18 protein-coding genes are annotated in these 22,806 nt (G+C 37.3%); 8 read left to right on the plus strand and 10 right to left on the minus strand.

Annotated elements, in window-relative coordinates; genetic code table 11:
• Positions 1-35 precede the first annotated feature (35 nt).
• From AC23ME_RS17670 to rpsT, 10 genes are all read right to left on the minus strand, one after another.
• Positions 36-1,376, minus strand: coding sequence for a hypothetical protein (locus AC23ME_RS17670; RefSeq protein WP_487729086.1), 1,341 nt, complete (start codon positions 1,374-1,376; stop codon positions 36-38).
• 120 nt (positions 1,377-1,496) lie between these two features.
• Entirely contained in the window at positions 1,497-4,298 is a 2,802-nt protein-coding gene (locus tag AC23ME_RS17675) for a TonB-dependent receptor (RefSeq protein WP_487729087.1), read from the minus strand.
• Between the two features lie 123 nt (positions 4,299-4,421).
• Positions 4,422-4,934, minus strand: a complete 513-nt coding sequence (locus AC23ME_RS17680; RefSeq protein WP_487729088.1) for an Mpo1 family 2-hydroxy fatty acid dioxygenase — start codon at positions 4,932-4,934, stop codon at positions 4,422-4,424.
• A 201-nt stretch (positions 4,935-5,135) separates the two neighbouring features.
• Positions 5,136-6,698 (minus strand): ribonuclease Y, encoded by a 1,563-nt coding sequence (gene rny, locus AC23ME_RS17685; protein ID WP_487729089.1) that lies wholly within the window; start codon positions 6,696-6,698, stop codon positions 5,136-5,138.
• Positions 6,699-6,949: 251 nt separating this feature from the next.
• Positions 6,950-7,240 carry a cell division protein ZapA gene (locus AC23ME_RS17690; protein ID WP_308849769.1) on the minus strand — a complete coding sequence of 97 codons (291 nt, stop codon included), beginning with the start codon at positions 7,238-7,240 and terminating at the stop codon, positions 6,950-6,952.
• Positions 7,241-7,273: 33 nt separating this feature from the next.
• Entirely contained in the window at positions 7,274-7,564 is a 291-nt protein-coding gene (locus AC23ME_RS17695) for a hypothetical protein (RefSeq protein ID WP_487729090.1), read from the minus strand.
• 102 nt (positions 7,565-7,666) lie between these two features.
• Positions 7,667-10,063, minus strand: coding sequence for a phenylalanine--tRNA ligase subunit beta (gene pheT / locus AC23ME_RS17700; RefSeq protein ID WP_487729091.1), 2,397 nt, complete (start codon positions 10,061-10,063; stop codon positions 7,667-7,669).
• A gap of 181 nt (positions 10,064-10,244) precedes the next feature.
• Positions 10,245-11,078: an endonuclease/exonuclease/phosphatase family protein gene (locus tag AC23ME_RS17705; RefSeq protein WP_487729092.1), complete on the minus strand. Its 834-nt coding sequence runs from the start codon at positions 11,076-11,078 to the stop codon at positions 10,245-10,247.
• 63 nt (positions 11,079-11,141) lie between these two features.
• Positions 11,142-11,840 (minus strand): RadC family protein, encoded by a 699-nt coding sequence (gene radC / locus AC23ME_RS17710; RefSeq protein WP_487729093.1) that lies wholly within the window; start codon positions 11,838-11,840, stop codon positions 11,142-11,144.
• 76 nt (positions 11,841-11,916) lie between these two features.
• Positions 11,917-12,171, minus strand: a complete 255-nt coding sequence (rpsT, locus tag AC23ME_RS17715) for a 30S ribosomal protein S20 (protein ID WP_487729094.1) — start codon at positions 12,169-12,171, stop codon at positions 11,917-11,919.
• Between the two features lie 233 nt (positions 12,172-12,404).
• On the opposite strand from rpsT, the gene purN reads away from it, so the two are divergent.
• The 8 genes from purN (at position 12,405) to rodA (ending at position 22,799) form a co-directional block, all read left to right on the plus strand.
• Positions 12,405-12,983 (plus strand): phosphoribosylglycinamide formyltransferase, encoded by a 579-nt coding sequence (purN, locus tag AC23ME_RS17720; protein ID WP_487729140.1) that lies wholly within the window; start codon positions 12,405-12,407, stop codon positions 12,981-12,983.
• A 454-nt stretch (positions 12,984-13,437) separates the two neighbouring features.
• Positions 13,438-14,946 carry a DUF4394 domain-containing protein gene (locus tag AC23ME_RS17725; RefSeq protein ID WP_487729095.1) on the plus strand — a complete coding sequence of 503 codons (1,509 nt, stop codon included), beginning with the start codon at positions 13,438-13,440 and terminating at the stop codon, positions 14,944-14,946.
• 184 nt (positions 14,947-15,130) lie between these two features.
• A complete protein-coding gene (gene purH, locus AC23ME_RS17730) occupies positions 15,131-16,657 on the plus strand; it encodes a bifunctional phosphoribosylaminoimidazolecarboxamide formyltransferase/IMP cyclohydrolase (protein WP_487729096.1) in 1,527 nt (508 codons plus the stop codon).
• Positions 16,658-17,131: 474 nt separating this feature from the next.
• Positions 17,132-18,154 (plus strand): rod shape-determining protein, encoded by a 1,023-nt coding sequence (locus AC23ME_RS17735; RefSeq protein WP_487729097.1) that lies wholly within the window; start codon positions 17,132-17,134, stop codon positions 18,152-18,154.
• 75 nt (positions 18,155-18,229) lie between these two features.
• Positions 18,230-19,066, plus strand: a complete 837-nt coding sequence (gene mreC / locus AC23ME_RS17740; protein ID WP_487729098.1) for a rod shape-determining protein MreC — start codon at positions 18,230-18,232, stop codon at positions 19,064-19,066.
• 67 nt (positions 19,067-19,133) lie between these two features.
• Positions 19,134-19,571: a rod shape-determining protein MreD gene (locus AC23ME_RS17745; RefSeq protein ID WP_487729099.1), complete on the plus strand. Its 438-nt coding sequence runs from the start codon at positions 19,134-19,136 to the stop codon at positions 19,569-19,571.
• Positions 19,571-21,553: a penicillin-binding protein 2 gene (gene mrdA, locus AC23ME_RS17750; RefSeq protein WP_487729100.1), complete on the plus strand. Its 1,983-nt coding sequence runs from the start codon at positions 19,571-19,573 to the stop codon at positions 21,551-21,553. The genes AC23ME_RS17745 and mrdA overlap by 1 nt, the downstream gene beginning before the upstream one ends.
• Entirely contained in the window at positions 21,537-22,799 is a 1,263-nt protein-coding gene (rodA, locus tag AC23ME_RS17755; RefSeq protein ID WP_487729101.1) for a rod shape-determining protein RodA, read from the plus strand. Before mrdA ends, rodA begins: the two co-directional genes overlap by 17 nt.
• Positions 22,800-22,806: the final 7 nt, after the last annotated feature.

A 22,806-nucleotide genomic window follows, 5' to 3' on the forward strand; every position in this document is an offset into this window, starting at 1 on the left:
CACAATGCACCTTTATATCAGTTAACTAATTAAGATTATCTTTTATCAGTTCTAACCCATAAAGCGTTAGTCCAATCAGAACCTGCTTGTACTGCACCTTTGTAGTTAGCAGCAGTAAAGAAAGGATCTAATGTAGTTGGATCTACCGAACCTGTGTTAGAAGTACCAACAAATACACCTGTGATGTAAGCAGGTTTAGTGCTAGTTTCTGTAATAGTGTTAGTATATGGACCAGTAATGAATGGATTTGCACCAGTAAAAGCTGGACTTCCACTTGATACTTTAAATGCCCAAGTTTTGATGTTAGAGATATCTGAATTTTTGATAGTTAAAGAACCGTCTGTCATGTTAGCTAAAGTTCCATTGTGCTCTACATCTACACCATTGTTAAAGTTATAGATTACGAAGTTGTGCAACTTACCTTTAGTACCTTGACGCAATTTTAAACCAGTAGTTTTACCAACATCTGTATCTTTAACTGCGGTCGGATCATCACCAGTTTTAGCGATTAATGAACCTACTAAAGTCACGTTTGATAAAGTTGGATTAGAGAAAGGATTAGCAGCGTTGTTTTTATCGCTATTATCTGCCTCAATACCTCTATCAGCTACACCGTCTGCTTGTACACCTACTAAGAACTGAGCTTTACCCGACCAACCGAAAGTCCAATCGAAAGTATCATCTTGTGCACCGTAAGCGAACAAATATTTTACGTTAACTGTACCACCGAACCATTCAAAAGCATCATCACCACCTCTATATACAGCTAAATTTTCTACTAATGTTCCGTTACCTACTCCTTCAAAAGTGAAACCATTGTGCTCTTTATCTGCAGTTTGTTTTCTACCAGTAAATTCTACACGCATATATTTCAACACACCAGAATTGTCGTTAGCAACAGTTCCACCGTAAGTTACTCCAGCGCCCATTTCAGATGAAATACGACCACCTTCACCATTTACCGGTGCTCTACCACATACAATGATACCACCCCAATCTTGCTCTTTAGGAGTTGTTGCACCTGAAGTAAATACAATAGGACTAGCTGCCGTACCTTGTGCCATAATTTTAGCACCTGGCTCAATTAATAAATAAGCAGTTGCAGGCTCGTTAGGATCGTGCTTAACAGTAACTCCATCTTGAATGGTGATAGTTTTACCTTCTTTAACATGCACACCACCTCTTAAAACGTAAGTATTTCCTTTCACCAAAGTTACATCGTTTACAAGATCACCTTTAATTACGGTACCATTAGCCAATGAACCAGACAATACTGTTTCTTCGTCTGTTGGCTTGTCTTTTTTACAAGCTGTAAAGGTAGAAGCACCTGCTAAAGCTACAACAAAAAGAAGTTTTGAAAATTTAAGCTTATTCATTTTTTTTAAATTGTTTATATTCAAAATTTTATATCACAAAGCAACAACATTAGTGTTAACAATAGATTAGCTAGTGATTACTAGTCAATCAACAAAACATTAATTAATTGTTAACAAAAGCTAGAATGTGTAGTTAAGATTAACACCAATATTCATCCCTCTTTTATACTGGTTATAAGGAAGATTATTGTCTTTATACTCCTGCTGGAATTTAATTTCTGGATTTAGAATGTTACCAAAGTTGAAATCTAAACCTATTTTATTATTCAATTTTGTGTTGATGATAAAATCTAAAGTGTTTACAGGCATTTCGTAAATATCTCCCGCCTGTTGTGCACCTGCCACGAATAAACGTTTACCAAAAACATTGTAAGCCAAAGTAAATGTGGTGTTAGATTTCGCCGACCAATTGTGTTTGTAACTATAATCGAAATTGATCAAATATGGAGATGCTCCAAATAATGGTCGAGAACGATTAGTAGGTGCAATAGGCTTTGCAGAATTGTCAATTGTTTCTTGACTGATGTCAATTTTACTATAGATATAAGAAGCGTTAAAGCCCAACGACATATTTTGCAAAGTCTTAGAAGATGACGAGAATAAAGCACCAATGTTTCTATTGTATTCCAATTCAACACCAGCTAACATTGCATTGTCCGTATTGATGTAAGTAAACAATGGATCTGCAGAATTTACTTGGCTTAACTCGATGGGTTTATCGATATATTTTCCAAATAAACTTACCGCTAAAATTTCGCCGCTAGAAGGATAGATTTCATATTTCAAATCAACGTTGTAGTTATCACTATTAACCAAATCAGGATTTCCCTCGCCTTCTGCTATACCAAAACCAACGTTGTATCTAAACGGCGCAGCTTCCACAAATTGTGGACGAGAAATAGTTTTACTAGCTGCAAATAACACGTTAGATTTATCATCAAGTGCATACTTCAAAGTCAATGCTGGTAAGATGTCTAATCCGTCTATAGTTTTAACTCTAAAAGGAGAATCGTAAGTTTGGCTACCTAATTTGTAATAAGTGTTTTGTTCAGAATACTCTGCTCTTAAACCAGCAATTAATTTTAACTTTTTATTGAACTCAAAGTTGAAATTCACAAATGAAGCTGCAATCATTAAGTCTGCTTCGTAGTTGTTAGGTGCGTAGTAAGACTCGTCATACCTGAAAGTATTTGCATCATCACCGCTTCCTAAATTATTATCATTCAAATAAAGATCTACTTGATTTAAATTAAATACTGGATTTAAACCAATTTTAGTTTCAAATTGTCTTGAGTTGAAAACTCTGGCTTTGTACCTACCTTGAAAACCAAATTGCAAAGTTTTAAAAGCTGATTCTGTATTTTTTGATTTTAGCTCAGCAGTGATATTACCAGAGAAATCATCCTCATTTAAGTCTGCAAAAAACCTGTGGTTATCACTATTGTTAAGTTTCAAAAATGAATAGGTAGTAGTTTTATTATCAATGAAGGTATTTTGCACCCTGTCTGGCGTGCTTCCACTAATGTTGGTGTAACCTAAAGTATATTTCAAATTAAAACGCTCACTGAAGTTGTTTGTCCCAGAAAACTGTCCAGTTAACAACGAATTCTGTACATAAGCATTTCTTCTAGCGTAGATATCACCACTTAAATCTGCCTTAAAACCTTGTTGGTTGAAGATATCATTTCCAGAATCGTTAACAAACATACCCGTTACACTATAACTGCTCTTACTTCCTGGTTTGTAATATAAGTTCAACAATGCAGAAGTATTCGTCGTAAAGCTGAAGCGTTCTGTTTGGTATAAATAATCTGGCGCTTGTTGTGCGTTATAAATTGCACTGATACCATCGTTGAAACGAAGATCATTTTTATAGCCTAAACTTGCTAAATAGCCAAATTTTCTGTTGTTGCCTAAATCGTATGAATCTCCTCCAGACAATGAGAAACCTGTAGCTACTGGTGCTGTAATAGTTTCTGGCGACCATTTAGTTGCAAAATTTGGTTTTAAGTTAGGACGCTCTGCAGACCTGTAGATACGCATATTATCAATAGCCTGCGGCATTGCTCTCTCACCTCTATCAAAACCGGCAAAATTCAAGAAACTTCTTTGGGTGGTGTAAAAATCCTTTCCTGTAGTAATAGAATTATAACCACTAGATAAGCCAACTTTAAAGAAACCTTTTTCAGGGTAATCTTTAGTTACGATATCGATAGAACCTCCCGAGAAATCTCCATATAACTCTGGAGAATAAGATTTAGTTACACCGATGTTCTTAACTACCGAAGTAGGAAAGATATCTAATGGAATTAACTTTAAATCTGGGTTGGTAGAAGGAATTGGCAATCCATTTAACGTAGTATTGTTATAACGATCTCCTAAACCTCTAACGAAAACATTTTTGTTACCAACCATTGATACGCCGGCAATTTTGCTCACACCTTCTGCAACATTAGATAAACCTTTACGGCTTAACTCTTGAGCACCAATTTTTTGCACTACTAAAGTAGAGTTTTTACGCTCGGCAAGCAATGCAGTATTCGATTCTTTGTTTGCTTTACCTGCAATTACAACTTGGTTTAATGTAGAGCTAGATTCATCTAAAGCAACGTTTAAAGTTGTTGTTGCTCCTTCTTTTACTTCAACCAATTTTACAGTTGTTGGAAGATAGCTAACATAAGAAACTTCTATGGTGTATTTACCTGCTGCTAGTCCGCCGATGGTGTACTTACCGTTCGCATCAGTACCCGCAACTTTATTTGCACCTACAACTTTAACGGCTGCACTAATTAGCGTTTCGCCAGTTTTTTTATCAGTTACAGTTCCTGCAATTTTTCCTGTTCCCTGTGCGAAAACAAGTACACTGCCTAACACGAACATAATGGTTAGTAGTGCTTTTTTTAGAGTTAATTGTGATTTCAATTTGCCTTATTTTTAATTAGGGCAAAGCTATTACCACAATGTTAGCTTGATGTTAGCGTGAAATTACCATTTGTTTACCCTCAGGTTAACAAATTGTTAAACGCCGCCAGTATCGCTTTTGTATTAATATTTTAAGCCGATTTTTTTGCAAATAAAGTGTAATAACCAAATTGGGCCAATTAACAAAAACTTAACATCTTCTAAAAACGAAGGCTTCTTACCTTCTATCTTATGACCGATGAATTGACCAATCCAAGCAAGTACAAATATGCCTGCATAAATACCATAAGCCGTTGCGCTACCTAAGCCCACAATCAATTCTATCTTCACAATTACGAAGCTCATTGCAGACACTACCCATATCATCAGGAAAAACAAAACTGGCGACAGCGTGAAATAATAGTAAAGCGAAAAAGCGAGTAAGAAGGAAGCCCAATTAAGAAATGTCTGGTATTGTCCTAAAAACTCCAACTTAGGAAATGGAATTTGCCAAACTAAACCTAACAAGCTGAAGACAATTAGAGGAACGCAAATCCAATGGATCAGTTTATTGGTATGATCTTGATGGCTTTCTGCGTATTTATCAAAAAGGATATCTACAGGCTTTCTTTCCGGGGCTTTTACAGTCTTGCTCATAGCTGTTTAATTTTGGAATTGTAAAAATAAGAAAAGCGATAGAAATCTATCGCTTTTAGTTTTAGTATCTTTAATATGTCGTCATTGCAAATCAAGAAGCAATCTCTATTTGAATTTAGAATATCGCTTTAAGATTGCTTCGTGCCTCGCAATGACGGAACTATTGATTAGTGTAATCCTGAAATCGGTGTAATCACAAAACTACTTCGCAAACGCTACCGAACGGGTTTCTCTAATTACCGTTACCTTGATTTGACCTGGGTAAGTCATTTCTGTTTGGATACGGTTAGAGATATCTGCCGCTAGCAATTCTGCCTGTTGGTCGGTTACTCTTTCACTTTCTACTACAACACGTAATTCTCTACCTGCTTGTATTGCGAAAGTTTTCTCTACTCCTGGATAAGACAATGCCAGTTCTTCCAACTCTTTCAAACGCTTAATGTAGCTTTCTACTACCTCTCTACGTGCACCCGGACGAGCACCAGAAATAGAGTCACAAGCTTGGATAATTGGAGAAATCATCGACGTCATTTCTATCTCGTCGTGGTGGGCACCAATGGCGTTACAAACCTCTGGATGTTCCTTATATTTCTCTGCCAATTGCATCCCCAAAATAGCGTGTGGTAATTCTGGATTATCATCAGGCACTTTACCTATATCGTGTAATAGACCAGCACGTTTAGCCAATTTCGCATTTAAGCCTAGCTCTGCAGCCATAGTAGCACAGAAATTAGCTACCTCACGAGAGTGGTGCAATAAGTTTTGTCCGTAAGAAGAACGGTAACGCATACGGCCAACCATTCTAATTAACTCTGGGTGTAAACCATGGATACCTAAATCGATTACCGTACGCTCACCAATTTCAATGATTTCGTCTTCGATTTGTTTCTTGGTTTTAGCCACAATTTCTTCGATACGAGCTGGGTGTATACGACCATCTGTTACCAAACGGTGTAGAGCCAAACGAGCAATCTCCCTTCTCACTGGGTCGAAACCTGAAAGAATAATCGCCTCCGGTGTATCATCAACTATAATTTCGATACCTGTAGCTGCTTCTAAAGCACGGATGTTACGACCTTCTCTACCAATTACACGACCTTTAATTTCGTCGTTATCGATATGGAAAATAGAAACAGAATTTTCAATGGCAGCCTCTGCCGCAGTACGCTGAATAGTTTGAATTACAACTTTCTTCGCCTCTTTACTTGCGGTTAATTTTGCTTCGTCAACAATGTCTTTTACCTGCATTAAAGCTTGAGAGCGAGCTTCTGCTTTCATGTTTTCTACCAACTGATTTTTAGCTTCTTCGGCACTTAAACCAGCAATAGTTTCTAATTGTTGTACGTGTTGATTTTTAATTGCATCTACTTCTTCCTGTTTTTTAACAGCCAAAGCAGTTTGCTTTTCTAAAGTATCTTTTTGCTTATCTAGCTCTTGTTCTTTTCTATTCGCGTTCTCTAATTTCGAGTTTAACGATTGCTCTTTTTGTTTAATACTGTTTTCGCGTTGAGCAACTTCACTATTACGAGATTGCACCTGTTGCTCATGCTCCGCTTTCATTTGCAAAAATTTCTCTTTCGCTTCTAGCAGTTTGTTTTTCTTTAAGATTTCAGCATTATTTTCAGCTTCTTTCAAGATCTTTTTCACTTTTGCCTGCGCTGCTACTTCCTGTTGTTTTAACAGGTTACGCAGTAGAAATCTGCCAATTACTACGCCAATAACTAAACTGGCGAGTACGCATCCTACTATTCCTAATATTTCCATTTTTCTCGTGTTGTTTTAAAAGGACTATTGCTATCACTGCCTAAGGCAAGATATTTCATCCTTACTTTTGTTTGTTATAATGTGATGGTTTTTACAACCATCTTGGTTTCATAAATAAAAAAAGCCGTCACTAAATCATTATGTTCCGGCGTGGTTTTGCACCAATTAAAAGAAACATAAAAATTTAGCCACGGCCAAATATATAGCTATAGAAAACCCTTTCGATATTCGAAAAGGCTATAAAGAACATTTTATTTAGCGAAAAATCCGTTCAATAAACTATCTAATTCTTCAACTTTATCGGTTACTGTGGTATCTTGGTGCTGTACCTTATGCTCAGCTTTTAAAACTGCCGTTGCATAATGTAGAACCGCCATCGACAACAAATCTTGCTTATCCCTAACCGCATAATTTTCCTGATAGTCTTTTATACGTTCATTGATAATCTTTGCCGCCCGTCTCACAATTTCCTCTTCTTCCATACTCACCTTTAAAGGGTAAATACGGTCGGCGATAGTTATTTTAATCGAGATTTCTCCCATTTTTTAGCTTTGTTTCAATTAATCTTGCCTTACTTACTTTTTAAGCAATGCTACACACTTATCAATTTCACGCACAAATTCGTTAATTTTTTGCTTTATATCAAGTGTCTTTTCACTTGTACCTTCAATACTCTTTGCCAATTTGAGTACTCTTATCTTTTCATCTAGCTCTAAATGAGTACTTTTAGCACTTTCTAAAGCTTGTTTTTGTTGCTGATTTTCTGACTTCAACAACTGGTTTTCTTCCTGTAACGCAGTGCAAAGCTCTATTAATCGAGCAGTTTTTTGCATTACACTATTGAGTTGATCAGCTACAGCAGCCATTTTTTAATTTTAATTTTGAATGAGTAAATGTTGAATGAGAGAATGTTTTCGGCATATCGACCTAAAACTTTCAACTCAAAAACTTTATACTTTAAACTTATTTTATCTTATTTCCGCTTTAGCAGTTTGCGCTAAGTTAGTAATAATCTTTTGCATAATGCTATCTATCTGCTTATCAGTCAGCGTCTGCTCTTCATCTTGTAAAGTAAAGTTTAAAGCATAAGATTTTTTACCTTCCGGCAATTTATCGCCTTGGTAAACATCAAATACCTGCACATTTTTAACCAATTTCTTTTCAGATTTGAAGGCAATGGTTTTCAATTCATCAAAAGTTACCGCTTGGTCTACCAACAAAGATAAATCTCTTCTTACCGCTGGATATTTAGACACTTCTTTGTTGATGATTTTGTTCTTTTTCAAAGCATCTAACACAAAAGCCCAGTCAAAATCAGCATAGAAAATATCCTGTTTCAAACCAGCTGCTTTTTTATCCGCTTGAGTTACCGCACCAAAACTCACCAAGGTTTTATCACCTCTAAAGTATTTTAAGCCATAGGCGAAGTTCTCATCCTTCACCTCAGCAGTTTGGAAACTCGAAAGACCTAAACGTGTTACCACAGCATCTACTGCCGCTTTCAAGTTATAAAAAGTCGATGGTGTAGATTGGTGGTTCCATTGTTCACTTTGTTTTGCACCACTCAACGCAATTAACAAACGAGGGCGTTCCACATATTTCCCCTCAATTAAGTGATAGGTTTTACCGAACTCGTAGAATTTAATGTCTGAGTTTTTACGGTTGATGTTATAAGCAACACTTTCTAAAGCTGGCTGCAACAAACTTTGGCGCATTGCGTTCAAATCAGAACTCAATGGATTTAAAATCTGTACCGCTTCTTCCTCATTTTTAGAGTTAGCCAAACGAGTTAAAGAGTTACACCAAATTTCTACAAAGCCGTTTGCTGTAAGCATGTCAGCTACTAAATTTTGGATATTTTCTCTATTCGGTTTTACCGTAAAAGCCAACGAAGCATTTAGTTTAGATGGAATTTCGATGTTATCATAACCGTAAATACGCAAAACCTCTTCAGTAATATCGCACTCGCGGGTAACATCTACTTTATAAGCCGGTACTAATAAATCTAAGCCTTCGGTTGTTTCTTTAGCAACGCTGATGCCTAAAGCCGTAATGATTTCTCTGATTTCTGCAGCAGGGATATCCTTACCAATTAAATCAACTATGTTTTGATATTTTACAGCAACCTCAAAAGGATTAGCTTTTACAGGGTAAATATCAGAAACTGATGAAGAAATTTCGCCACCTGCAACTTCCTTAATTAACAAAGCTGCTCTTTGCAGTGCCAAAATGGTAATTTCTGGGTCTGTGCCACGCTCAAAACGGAAAGAAGCATCAGTTTTTAAACCATGTCTCTTCGACGTTTTACGCACAGAAACCGCATTGAAATAGGCACTTTCTAAAAATACGTTGGTAGTTTGCTCGGTAACTCCAGAACCAATTCCGCCGAAAACGCCTGCAATACACAAAGGTTTTTCCGCATCGCAAATCATTAAATCCTCAGCAGAAAGTTTACGTTCTACCTCGTCTAAAGTTACAAATGGTGTACCTTCAGCACATTTTTTAACAATGATTTTATTACCCGCAATTTGATCTGCATCAAAAGCATGCAAAGGTTGTCCCAACTCGTGCAACACGTAATTGGTAACATCAACTATGTTGTTAATTGGACGAACGCCAATTACTTTCAATTTATCTTTTAGCCAGTCTGGCGATGGTTTTACGGTTACCCCGCTAATGCTTACGCTGCTATAACGTGGACAAGCATCTGTAGCTTCAACTTCTACAGCAATGTTTAAATTCTCGTTCTCAGTTTTAAAAGCACTTACATCTGGCAACTCATAACTTGTACGCAAATAAGCAGCTAGATCTCTAGCTACACCTAAGTGCGAAGCTGCATCAGCACGATTTGGCGTTAAACCAATTTCGAACAGATAATCATCATCAACGTTGAAATATTTTTTAGCTTCTAAGCCTACGGTCGCATCTTCTGGCAATACCATGATGCCAGCGTGAGAACCACCTAGGCCAATTTCATCTTCGGCACAAATCATCCCTTCAGAAACTTCACCTCTAATTTTCGATTTATTGATTTTAAAAGGCTCGCCTTCGTTTGGATGAACGGTAGTACCTACAACAGCGACGACAACTTTTTGTCCGGCAGCCACATTTGGTGCACCACAAACAATTTGTAGCAATTCTGGACCACCAACATTTACTTTGGTAACGCTTAATCTATCTGCATTTGGGTGCTGTGCTCTTTCTTCGACATACCCAATTACCAAACCTTCCAGTCCACCTGGAATAGTCTGCACCTTCTCCAAGCTTTCTACCTCTAAACCAATGTTGGTTAAGATTAACGAAAGTTCTTGAGGATTTTTATCTGTTTTTAATAGTTGTTTAAGCCAGCTGTATGATATTTTCATTTGTTATATGTTGCGATAAGCGTATTGCGTATTGCGATTATCTCAAACGCATATCTCTGCTTTACGATTTAAAACGCAAAGATATTATTTATAAAGGTAAAGGAGAAAGATTAAACGTTAAGACTTACGAAGTTTATCAAACTTCGCAAGTCTGGCTTGCCTACCTTCAAAAATCAATTGCTTAAAAAAGTAATTTAACCAACACAGGCATGTGATCTGAGAAATAACGCTGGTCTTTGCTATCTGTTAACACACCATATTTCTGCACTTTAAATCCTTTGTTAACGAAGATATAATCTATCCTATCTTTCAATGGACTATCGAATTTAAAACCATTAAAAGTTCCTTCTGGGCCATATGGTGGCTCAATCGAAACTTCCTTACTATCGTTCAAGAATGATTTTATCGTTGCAATGGCTTCAGTTTCTGGAGTTACGTTTAAATCGCCTGTATAAATAACCGGAAGTTTAGGCGCAATCTCTTGTATTTTTTGTTTGATTAGTTTTGCAGACTCTATTCTTGCTTGCACACCAACATGATCGTAGTGCGTATTAAAAACCAAAAACTCTTTTTTATTCAATTTGTCGTACAATCTTACCCAAGTACATACACGATTAAACATAGCATCCCAACCTTTACTTGGCACATTCGGCGTTTGCGACAACCAAAAAACACCACCATCCTTCTTGGTAAATCTATTTTTGTTGTAATAGATTGGAGAAAATTCGCCTTTACGTTTACCATCATCTCTGCCAGCACCTACTACATCAAAATCGGAATTTTCTAAAACTGCATCGTATTGCTCGGCTAAAGCTTCTTGAGCACATAAAATATCTGTATCATGAAATTTCACTAGCGCCTTTACATCATCTTTTCTTTTAGACCAAGCGTGAACTCCATCTTTCTCTGTGGCATATCTTATATTATAGGTCATCACATTAATGGTCTGATTTTTTTGAGCCTGAACCTGAAAGCCAGCAACGATTAGCAAAAGTGCTATGATAATTCTTTTCATTTCATTTAAATTTATTTCAAATGTAAAGAATAGAAATTAAGCGAAAGTAAAATCTATGAAACATTAAACATGCCCTTCATCAGCCAAGCTTAAAAAAGTGTCATTATAAACAATCAAATGATCATGAACAGCGATCTCCATCATTTTTCCGAGTTCCATCAGTTTTTTAGTGATACTGATATCAGCACTGCTTGGTTTTAAACTCCCAGAGGGATGATTATGCACCAAAACGATTGACGCCGCCCCGTGTTCTAATGCTAACTTGAAAACAATTTTTGGATCTACTACCGTTCCTGCCTGACCGCCCTTGCTCACGAAATGTTTGCCCAAAACCACATTACTTCTGTTTAACAATACTATCCAAAATTCTTCATGTGGCAAATCGGCTAAATCCGCTTTAATTAGTCGATGAATATCAATAGAAGAAGTTACTTTTTGCACTTCGGTTGGCTCAGCATCTTTTCTTCTCCGTCCCAATTCTAAAGCAGCAACAATGGTAATGGCTTTGGCTTCACCGATACCTTTAAACTTCGAGAGTTCTTTTACCCCAAGCTGGGCTAGCTTGTGCAAATCATTTTGGCACGAACCTAGAATGCGCTTACTTAAATCAACAGCAGTTTCGTTCCTACTACCAGAACCAATTAAAATTGCAATAAGCTCTGCATCGGTAAGCTGTCTTCGGCCCTGCTGCAATAATTTTTCCCGCGGACGGTCGGCTTCTGCCCAAGCTTTGATGCCGAGTTTGTTTTCATAGATAGACATAGATATAGAAAATTTAGGCAAAAAAAACGGCGTCATCTTACGATGACACCGTTCTAAATATCGTTAAAAAAAGCGACTATTTCAAAGTGTTAACGAACTTAGTTAACTTAGCTTTATTGTTAGAAGCTTTGTTTTTGTGGATAACGTTTTTCTTAGCTAAACGATCTAACATAGAAATTACTTTAGGAAGCATTTCTAATCCAGTTTTTTTATCTTCAGCAGCACGCAATCTTTTAATAAAAGTACGTGTAGTTTTAGCTTGATATCTGTTACGTAGACGTTTTGCAGCGTTTGCTCTAATTCTTTTTAATGCTGATTTATGATTTGCCATTGTTTAGCCTTTTATTTCTTCTTGTATTTATTTTCGGACTGCAAATATAGAGGTATTATTTTTAATTGCAAAATGGTTTTTAAAAAATATTTTCATCTAACATTTTAAGCACAAAGCTTTTGAATGCTAAATACTTACAACCAAGCATTATTTTTTGATAAATTAAGGTTTTTTGGCCTGAAATTAGTGCAAAGAGGCATAAAATATTATTTTTGGAAAAAACACAGAAATCAGTGAAGAAACGTATCGCCATTTTTGCTTCAGGTTCAGGATCAAATGCCCAAAAGATAATGGAGCATTTTAAACGCAGTACAGAGGCAGAAGTTGCCCTAGTATTAACCAACAACCCAGAATCTTACGTATTACAAAGAGCCGACAGCTTCGAAATTCCTTCTCATGTTTTTGATAGACATGAATTTTACCAAACCGACGAAGTGCTAGACTTGCTTAAAAATCTAGACATAGATCTAATCGTATTAGCAGGCTTCCTTTGGTTAATCCCTGAAAACTTATTAAAAGAATATCCCGGGAGGATGATTAACATACACCCTGCTCTATTACCTAAATATGGCGGCAAAGGAATGTATGGAGATAGGGTACATAAAGCTGTACTAGAAGCTAAAGAGCATGAGGGCGGCATTACCATCCATTATGTAAACGAACATTATGACGAAGGTGAGTTCATCTATCAAGCTAAATACCGCATAGATAAAGATGACAATTTGGAAATGGTAAAATTCAAGGGGCAGCAATTAGAGCATTTGCATTACCCAAGGATTGTAGAAACGCTGATTAAGAAGATAAAGAAATAAACTAATAATCAGCACTTTAAGAGCAAAACAAATATTTTAAAAAACCAAAGCTAAAGTTCATTCGTATATAAACGCAAAATCATTAATGTTAAATGATTGTTTATGGCGAGACTTTGTACCTTATGTGTTTCATTATTATTAATCTCGCTGTTGCTGGTTAGGTCTTCGCCTACAGCATTAAAACACGTATATACCTATTTCAAATTTGATTACGAAACCAGTGAGAAGTTTGGCGAAACCGAAAATTCCGAACAAAAAAAATCTACAAAGATCACTGAATTTATTACGGCAGGTAGCCACACAATTTGCTTTAAACCGTTAAAAACCGCATCCATATTTCGCATTCATAAACCAAACATACCGTCATCAATCCTAGAGATCAGAAAGCGGCCACCGCAGAATTTAAGTTAAAAACAAATAATCAACATTTAACTTAAAATAATCTTTAGAAAACATGATAAAAAAAATAAACTCTTTCGCAGTACTAGCTGTGCTTTTCATTTCGGTAATCTTTAGTGCTTGTAAAAAAGACAGAAACTCAGAAAATCTTGTTAACGGACCGAACGTTAACTTATATGCATTAACCAACGATGGAAAACTTTTATGGTTTAATGCACAAAATCCAAAAACCATTACCTCTCAGGCCACCATTTCTGGCCTTGTATCAGGAGATAAAATTGTTGGAATTGATTTCAGACCAGCAACCGGACAACTTTACGGACTTGGCAGCAATAGCTACGTTTACGTAATTGACCCTAAAACCGGCGTTTCGAGAGCTATTAATGCCGCTCCTTTTACTCCAGCACTTTCTGGCAGTAATTTCGGTTTCGATTTTAACCCAACTGTAGATAGAATTCGTGTAGTAAGCTCTAGCGGACAAAACCTACGTTTAAACCCAGAAAATGGAGCAGTAGCAGCAACTGATTTAAACATTGCTGATGTTCCTGGTGCAAAAGTTGGAAATATTGCTTACACAGATAATAGAGCTGGCGCAGCTAATACGACTTTATATGATATTGATGCCACAACCGATAAACTTTACAAACAAATTCCGCCAAATGATGGAAAATTAATGGCTGTTGGCAGTTTAGGTTACGATGTTGATGAAACTGGCGGTTTTGATATTAGTCCAGATGGCAGCGCAGCGTTAGCAGCACTTGGACACAACGGAAAATCGGCTTTATTTACGATTGATATTAACACAGGAAAAGCCTCAAAAATTGGCGATTTTAATCAACAAATTATTGGTATTGCAATTCCTACAGAACCAGTAGCTTACGCAATTTCTGCAACTAACGATCTTTTAATTTTTAATCACACTAGTGCTACGCCTACTGCTGTAGTTAAAAAAATTGAAGGTATACAAGCTGGCGAGAGTATTCTTGGTTTAGATATGCGTCCGAAAAATGGGCAACTTTATGCTTTGGGCAGCACCTCTAGACTGTACACTATCAACGCTTCATCTGGACAGGCATCCATAGTTAGCCAACTCAGCAGTTCGATTCTAGGTTCTCAATTTGGCTTCGATTTCAATCCGACCGTTGATAGAATCCGTATTATAAGTAATCTTGGACAAAACTTGAGGGTTGACCCAGATAATGGTGCTGTAACTGTAGATGGCGCTATTACATCCATTACTGCATCAATAAGTGGTGCTGCATATACCAACAATTTTGCTGGCGCTACCACTACAGTACTTTACGACATTGACGCTTTAGGCGATAGACTTTTCAGACAAGAACCACCTAACAATGGTGTTCTTGTTGAAGTTGGTGCGCTTGGCATAAATGTAGAAAGTGCTAATGGATTTGATATTGGCGGAACAAGTGGCATTGCATACGGAATTTTCACGGTAGGCACCACGCAAAGAATATACACCGTAAACCTAACTACAGGTGCCGCCACGCAAATGGCAGCTTTCACCCCTGCAGCTAAAGCTTTCACGCTAGGCTTAGGTTTCTAAAAACATTAAAGAAGCCCTGCAGAAAACAAAGCAGGGCTTCTTTTTTACTAGCTAAAAAAGCTTGCGCTAAACACGATTTGCGAGTGTAGAGTAGCAAAATTCGAGGCTTCAATTTTATTTGAAAAACCTCCTCTAAAAATCGGCTCATTTTCATACCTTTGCGGCTCAAAGCAAACCCCTCAAAATGAGCCAGTCAGTAAAGATCAAAAACGCCCTAATTTCAGTTTATTATAAAGATGGTTTAGCACCATTAGTTGAGTACCTTGGCAAACAAGGTGTAACCCTATTTTCTACCGGTGGAACCGAACAGTTTATTAAAGACTTAAATGTGCCAGTTACTGCTGTAGAAGACTTAACTAGCTATCCTTCAATTTTAGGTGGACGTGTAAAGACTTTACATCCAAAGGTTTTTGGTGGTATTTTAAACCGCAGAAACTTAGCTGGCGACCAAGAGCAAATTGCGCAGTACGAAATCCCTGAAATTGACTTGGTAATTGTAGATCTTTATCCTTTTGAGGAAACTGTTAAAAACGGTGGTACTGACGAAGAAATTATTGAGAAGATTGACATTGGTGGTATCTCTTTAATTAGAGCTGCTGCGAAGAACTTCAACGATGTTGTAATTATTGCATCGAAAGATGATTACTCAACTTTATTAGAGCAATTGCAAGCGCAAGATGGCGCCACAACTTTAGCACAACGTAAGGCTTTCGCTAAAAAAGCTTTCCATACTTCTTCTCATTATGATACGGCTATCTTCAAGTACTTCAACAACGAAGAGCCTTTAAACGTATTTAAAGAAAGTATTGCTAGTGCACAAACTTTGCGTTACGGAGAAAATCCTCATCAAAAAGGAACTTTCTACGGTAATTTAGATGAGATGTTCACTAAATTGAACGGAAAAGAATTAAGCTACAACAACTTGGTAGATGTAGATGCTGCCGTAAGTTTAATTGACGAATTTGAAGAGCCTACTTTTGCGATTTTGAAACATACTAACGCTTGTGGCGTAGCTTCTAGAAGCACTGTTAAACAAGCTTGGATTGATGCTTTGGGTTGTGATCCAGTTTCTGCATTTGGTGGTGTTTTAATTACCAACAGAGAAGTTGATTTAGCAACTGCTGAAGAAATTAACAACTTATTTTTTGAGGTTTTAATTGCACCAAGTTATGAGCAAGCTGCTATTGACTTGTTTAAAACGAAGAAAAACCGTGTAATTTTAAAACGCAACGAAGTTGAATTGAGCAACAAACAATTCAAAACTTTATTGAACGGTGTAATTGAGCAGGATAAAGATTTAATTATTGAAGGTCCTGAGCAAATGACAGCTGTTACCGAAAAAGTACCAACCGCACAAGAATTAAAAGACTTACACTTCGCTAATAAAATTGTAAAACATACTAAATCTAACACCATTGTTTTGGTTAAGGATGATGTTTTAATTGCAAGCGGCGTTGGTCAAACTTCTAGGGTTGATGCCTTGAGACAAGCGATTGAAAAAGCGGCTTCTTTTGGTTTCAGCGTACAAGGTGCTGCTATGGCTTCTGATGCTTTCTTCCCTTTCCCTGATTGTGTTGAGATTGCTGCTGATGCTGGTATTACTTCAGTTTTACAACCAGGTGGTTCCATTAAAGATGCTGATTCTGTAGCAAAAGCTAATGAAAAAGGTATTGCAATGGTGACTACGGGTGTGAGACATTTTAAGCACTAACCTAGGAATCAGGGATTAGGAGTTAGGGATCAGTTTTAATTGCAGAAACTTAACTAACTGCTTTTCTTTCCCTTTGGAAGATACTGAAATAACTGAGGGATATTGAAACTTTGAGGGATTTCCCCCTTTGGAGGGCGCAGGGGGAGGAAAATTTGAAACACCGGACCTGAGTTTATTAAACCCGATTGAAGCGGAAATACTTTTTGGCTGAAGTTGATATACGTGTCAGGCTGAGTTTCCCGAAAGGTCGGGACAAGTAATCGAAGCCTTGCAAACGATGAAACAGATCCTTCGACAAGCTCAGGATGACAGAGGTTGTCAAAAAGATTAAAGCGCAAAGAGGGACTGGCCTTAAAAAGCACTACTGGTTTTGATTTTCAAAGAGAAAAAAGAAACTTAATATAATATTTTGTCTAATTTTACATTTAGGATATTAGACATATTTGTTAATACACATAATAACATACCTTTTACATGGGATTATTTAACTGGTTTACGCAGGAAATTGCCATTGACCTTGGCACTGCGAATACCCTTATTATACATAACGATAAAGTAGTTGTTGATGAGCCTTCTATTGTGGCTTTCGACAGATCGACAAATAAAATTATTGCGATTGGCCGTCAGGCAATGCAAATGGAGGGTAAAACCCACGATAACATTAGAACTGTTAGACCTTTGAAAGATGGTGTAATTGCAGATTTTAACGCTGCTGAAGCCATGATTAAAGGAATGATCCGCATGTTAAATGGCGGTAAAGGTTGGATGTTCCCTTCGTTGAGAATGGTAATCTGTATTCCTTCTGGTATTACCGAGGTTGAAAAACGTGCGGTTAGGGACAGTGCCGAAATTGCTGGTGCAAAAGAAGTTTACTTAATTCACGAGCCAATGGCTGCTGCTGTAGGTATTGGTATTGATGTGGAAGAACCAATGGGTAACATGATTATCGATATTGGTGGTGGTACTACTGAAATTGCGGTTATTGCGCTTTCGGGTATTGTTTGCGATCAATCTATTCGTGTGGCTGGAGATAACTTCGACTCGGATATCGTGAACTACATTCGTCGTCAGCATAACATTATGATTGGTGACCGTACTGCGGAGAAAATCAAGATTGAAGTTGGTGCTGCTTTACCTGAATTGAGCGATCCACCTGCTGATTTTGCGGTTCAAGGTAGAGATTTGATGACTGGTGTGCCGAAGCAAATCACAGTTTCTTATACTGAAATTGCACACTGCTTGGATAAATCGATCTCTAAAATTGAGGAAGCGATTTTGAAAGCTTTAGAGATTACTCCGCCAGAACTTTCTGCTGATATTTACCAAACTGGTATTTACTTAACCGGTGGTGGTGCTTTGTTAAGAGGTTTAGATAAACGTGTGGCTGCAAAAACTAAATTGCCGGTTCACGTTGCAGAAGATCCTTTGCGTGCGGTTGTACGTGGTACGGGCATTGCCTTGAAAAACATTGGAAATTATAAATTCTTAATGCAATAAATCGAGTTGTAGGTTGTGAGTTATAAGTTTTAAGTCTTGTAACTTACAACGTATCACTTATAACCTAACACCTAAATGCGTAACCTTTGGATATTTCTTAGCAGATACAACGCATTTTTCTTTTTTATCATCTTTTTTACCGTTGGCATTATTTTAACGATTAGGAATAATGTGTACCAACGCAGTGTTACTTTCAGCTCTACCAACGAAGTAGTAGGTACGGCTTATAAAAGATTGAATGTAATTAAGCGTTATTTAAACTTAGTAACCGTAAATGATAGTTTAGCGGCAGAAAATGCGGCTTTAAAAACGCAGTTACTTGCTATTGCCAGTATTGATAGTACACAAATCACAAAAGTGAAAGACACTATCAATCATCAGCAATACACTTTAATAGCTGCCAAAGTTTTCAAGAACTCGGTTACACTAACTAACAATATCATTACCATTAACAAAGGTACGAAAGAAGGCATTTTAAAGGATATGGCCGTGATTTCTCCGGGTAAAGGTGTGGTTGGCTTTGTGCAAAATGTGTCTGAAAATTTTGCTACTATTCGCCCGTTAATTAATCAAGAAACAGCAATTAGCGTAGTTTTGAAAAAAGACAATGCTTTTGGTAGTTTAGTTTGGGGCGAAGATAATTTTGATTATCGCAAAGCGCAAGTGAAGGAAATTCCTAACCATTATAAGGTTAAAGTTGGAGATACGATTGTAACTTCGGGCTTTGGTGGTTTCCCTAAAGGCATTGAAGTAGGTAAGGTAACCAACACTATTAGCACAGGCGATAGCTTTATGACTTTAGAAGTTGCGTTGTTTAACAATTTTAACACACTTCAATTTGTTTATGTAGTTAAGGATAAATTTGCGGAAGAGGTAAAAGCTTTGCAACCAGAAGTGAAAAATGAACAGTAGAGTAATACTTATAAATATTTTTAGATGGCTAGTGCTTTTGTTTGTACAGATCTTTCTGTTGCGGAACATGGCATTTTATAACCTATCTACTCCGTTCATTTATGTATTATTTATTTTAGTGCTCCCTTTTAACATCCCAAATTTGCTGTTATACATTATCGCTTTTATAACAGGTCTTACCCTAGATGTATTTTACGACACTTTAGGCGTACATACAAGCGCTTGTATCGCTTTAGCTTTTGTAAGGATACTCTTCATTTCTGTAAGTTTAAACAGAGAGGCAGTTGATGAACCTGAGCCTTCGTTGGGAAATATGGGTTTTAGGTGGTTTTCTTTATACGCTGTATTGTGTATTTTTACACATCACATCATATTGTTTTTCCTAGAAGCTTTTAAATTTACATCTTTAGCTTACACTTTGGGAAGAACTTTGCTGAGTGTGGTATTTACACTTTTCATCGTATTACTGGTAGAGTTTATCTTCCATAACAGAAAATCGGCTTAATGGATCAACTGTTTAATAGAAAATACATCATACAAGGCTTATTTGTGCTTATTGCACTCATCTTGCTGGGTAGACTTTTCTATATTCAGGTAGCTAGTGATAAATATTTTCTTGATGCCAACAATAATGCCTTGCGTAAGAAATTCATCTATCCTGCTCGTGGCGTAATTACCGACAGGAAGGGCAAGGTGCTGGCTCAGAACCAACCTACTTACGATTTAATGGTAATCCCTAACGAAGTGAAGCCTTTTGACACACTTTCTTTGTGCAACATCATTGGGATTAGCATGGAAGATTTCAGGAAGAAATTTCGTAAGGCAGTGGTACAATCCAGATATCAGGCCTCTATTTTTCAGAAATTGCTCTCGGTACAAACCTATGCTACTTTACAGGAGCGCATGGCAAATTTCAAGGGTTTTGATGTACAAAAAAGAACGATCCGTTATTATCCAGACAGTATTGGCGGACAACTATTGGGCTACATTAGAGAAGCCAACGCTACAGAAATTGAGCGCCACAAAGGTTATTACAAACCGGGGGATTATATAGGAAAAATGGGCTTAGAGCGCCAATACGAAGTAGAACTAAGAGGTACCAAAGGCGTAAAAAATATTCTTTACAATGCCCATAACGTACCACAAGGAAGTTACGCCGATGGTAAATTCGACTCCTTAGCTATTGCGGGTGATCAAATAACCACTACAATTGATGTAGAGATACAAAAATTGGGAGAACAATTGTTGCGCAACAAAGTTGGAAGTATTGTAGCTATTGAGCCTGCCACGGGCGAAGTTTTAGCTTTCGTGAGTAGTCCGGGTTATGACCCCAACTTAATGGTAGGGCGTGAAACGGGCAACAATTATATGAAGATTCTTGCCAATCCCTATCGCCCGTTTTTTTCTCGTCCAATTAAAGGTCGATATTCTCCTGGTTCTGCATTTAAACCTTTAGATGCACTAATTGCGCTACAAGATGGTGTGGTTAATGAGCTTACTACAATTTATTGTCCTGGTTATTATGTTGTTGGAAACAGAAGGTTTAGGTGTGATCACGCAAGTGGTGATGGTAACGTTGCCGTTAGAAAAAGTATTGCCAGATCTTGCAACGTATATTTCTATGATATTTTTGCTAGAATGATGCTGAAGAAAGGTCGCAAGAATCAGCATAAAGCTTACGATGAATGGCAAGAAAAAGTTAGAAAATTTGGCATTGGAGATACCTTGGGCATTGATTTTCCTGGTGAAAGTGGTTACAAACTATTTACCGCAGCTGATTATACCAAACGTTATAGTAAATACTGGAGTTACGGTTCTATCCTATCGGTAAGTATTGGGCAGGGCGAGATCACTACTACTCCATTACAAATGGCCAACATTATGGCCATCATAGCTAACAGAGGGTATTATATTAAACCACATTTGGTAAAAGGCATTGGAGATACCAAATATATCCATCCAAAATATAAAGAGAAGCATCAAGTAGGAATTGATGCAAGACACTTTGAATCTGTAATTGACGGCATGCAGGATGCAGTTAACGCACCTTGGGGAACTGCCACAGAATCGCGTATTCCAAATATTTTGATGTGTGGCAAAACAGGAACTGTACAAAACGTACATGGTAAAAATCACTCGGTTTTTATTGGTTTTGCTCCGCGTGATAACCCTAAAATTGCGATTGCGGTAATTGTAGAAAACGGTGGTTATGGTGGTGCTTATGCCGCACCAATGGCCAGTTTCATTACTGAAAAATACTTAACCGACAGCTTAAAAGGCCGAAGGATTAATGGAGCTACGGTAGAACAGTACAAGGCAGACAACCTACTTCCGGTTTTAAAGGATAAATTGCCAAAAGTAAAACCAAAAGTAGACACAACTAAAGTAGATAGCACGAAAAAATCTGCACCAATTAAACCTGTATCTACAGCAAATAACATAAACAAAGCAGCCATTTTACCTAAAAATAATGCAACAACAGAATAGTAGATTTTTCTTTAATGTTGACTGGGTAACCATATTAATTTATATGGCTTTGTGTACTATTGGGTTTTTCAATATTTTTTCGGTACGATACGATCCCGATAAATCTGAGGCGTTTAATTTTGGCGCTGAATACGGAAAACAGCTCATCTTTATTATTTCGGGTTTAGTATTGGGTCTATCTATTTTATTGTTCGATGCAAAGTTTTTCAGTGTTTTTGCGCCGATAGTTTATGGGGTAACCATTGTGCTGTTAATAGCTGTGTTAGTTGTAGGAAGAAACGTGGGGGGTAATCAAGCGTGGATACCCATAGGCTCTTTCCGCTTACAACCATCAGAGTTTGCAAAATTTGGAACAGCATTACTATTAGCGAGATATATCAGTTCGTTTAACATTAAACTGAATACCTTAAAACCAATATTAATTTGCGCAGCTATCATTATAGCGCCAATGGCGCTGATTATGTTACAGCCAGATGCCGGTTCTATGTTGGTGTTCCTTTCATTTATGTTCCCCTTGTATCGCGAAGGTTTACCAGGAAATCTTTTGATTATTTTTTGGGGTGCAGTACTACTATTCATCCTCAACCTATTTGTATCGCCTACAATTCTTATCTTTTCCATTTTGGTAATTGGTGGTTTATTTGCCTACAACAATAAAAAGCGGATGCAAAAAGTCATCAACATTAGTATTGTAACCTTGGTGGCCATCTGTTATTTATTTGTAGCAAAGTATATTTTTGAGAATGTACTGAAACCTCACCAACGCACACGTATTGAACTAATCTTGGGATTAACAAGTGATAAGAGAGGTGCAGGTTACAATGTAATTCAATCTATAATTGCTATTGGTGCTGGCCAGGTAACTGGAAGGGGGCATTTAGAAGGTACGCAAACTAAATATGGCTATGTACCGGCGCAAAGCACCGATTTTATTTTCTCTACCATAGGTGAAGAATGGGGTTTTATTGGCTGCTTTGTAGTAATTGGCTTATATGCGTTTCTTTTATTGAGGATTATCAATATGGCAGAGCGACAGCGGTCGGTATTCTCTCGAGTTTACGGATACAGCATTGCGTGTATCTTCTTTTTCCATGTATTTATTAATATAGGGATGACGATTGGCATTATGCCAGTAATAGGTATTCCGTTGCCGTTTATCAGTTACGGGGGGTCATCATTGTGGAGTTTTACGATATTACTGTTTATCTTCCTGAAGTTAGATTCTAATAGGATGGGATTTATTTAAAGTCCCC

It is taken from the genome of Pedobacter sp. T50_32, assembly GCF_057652195.1.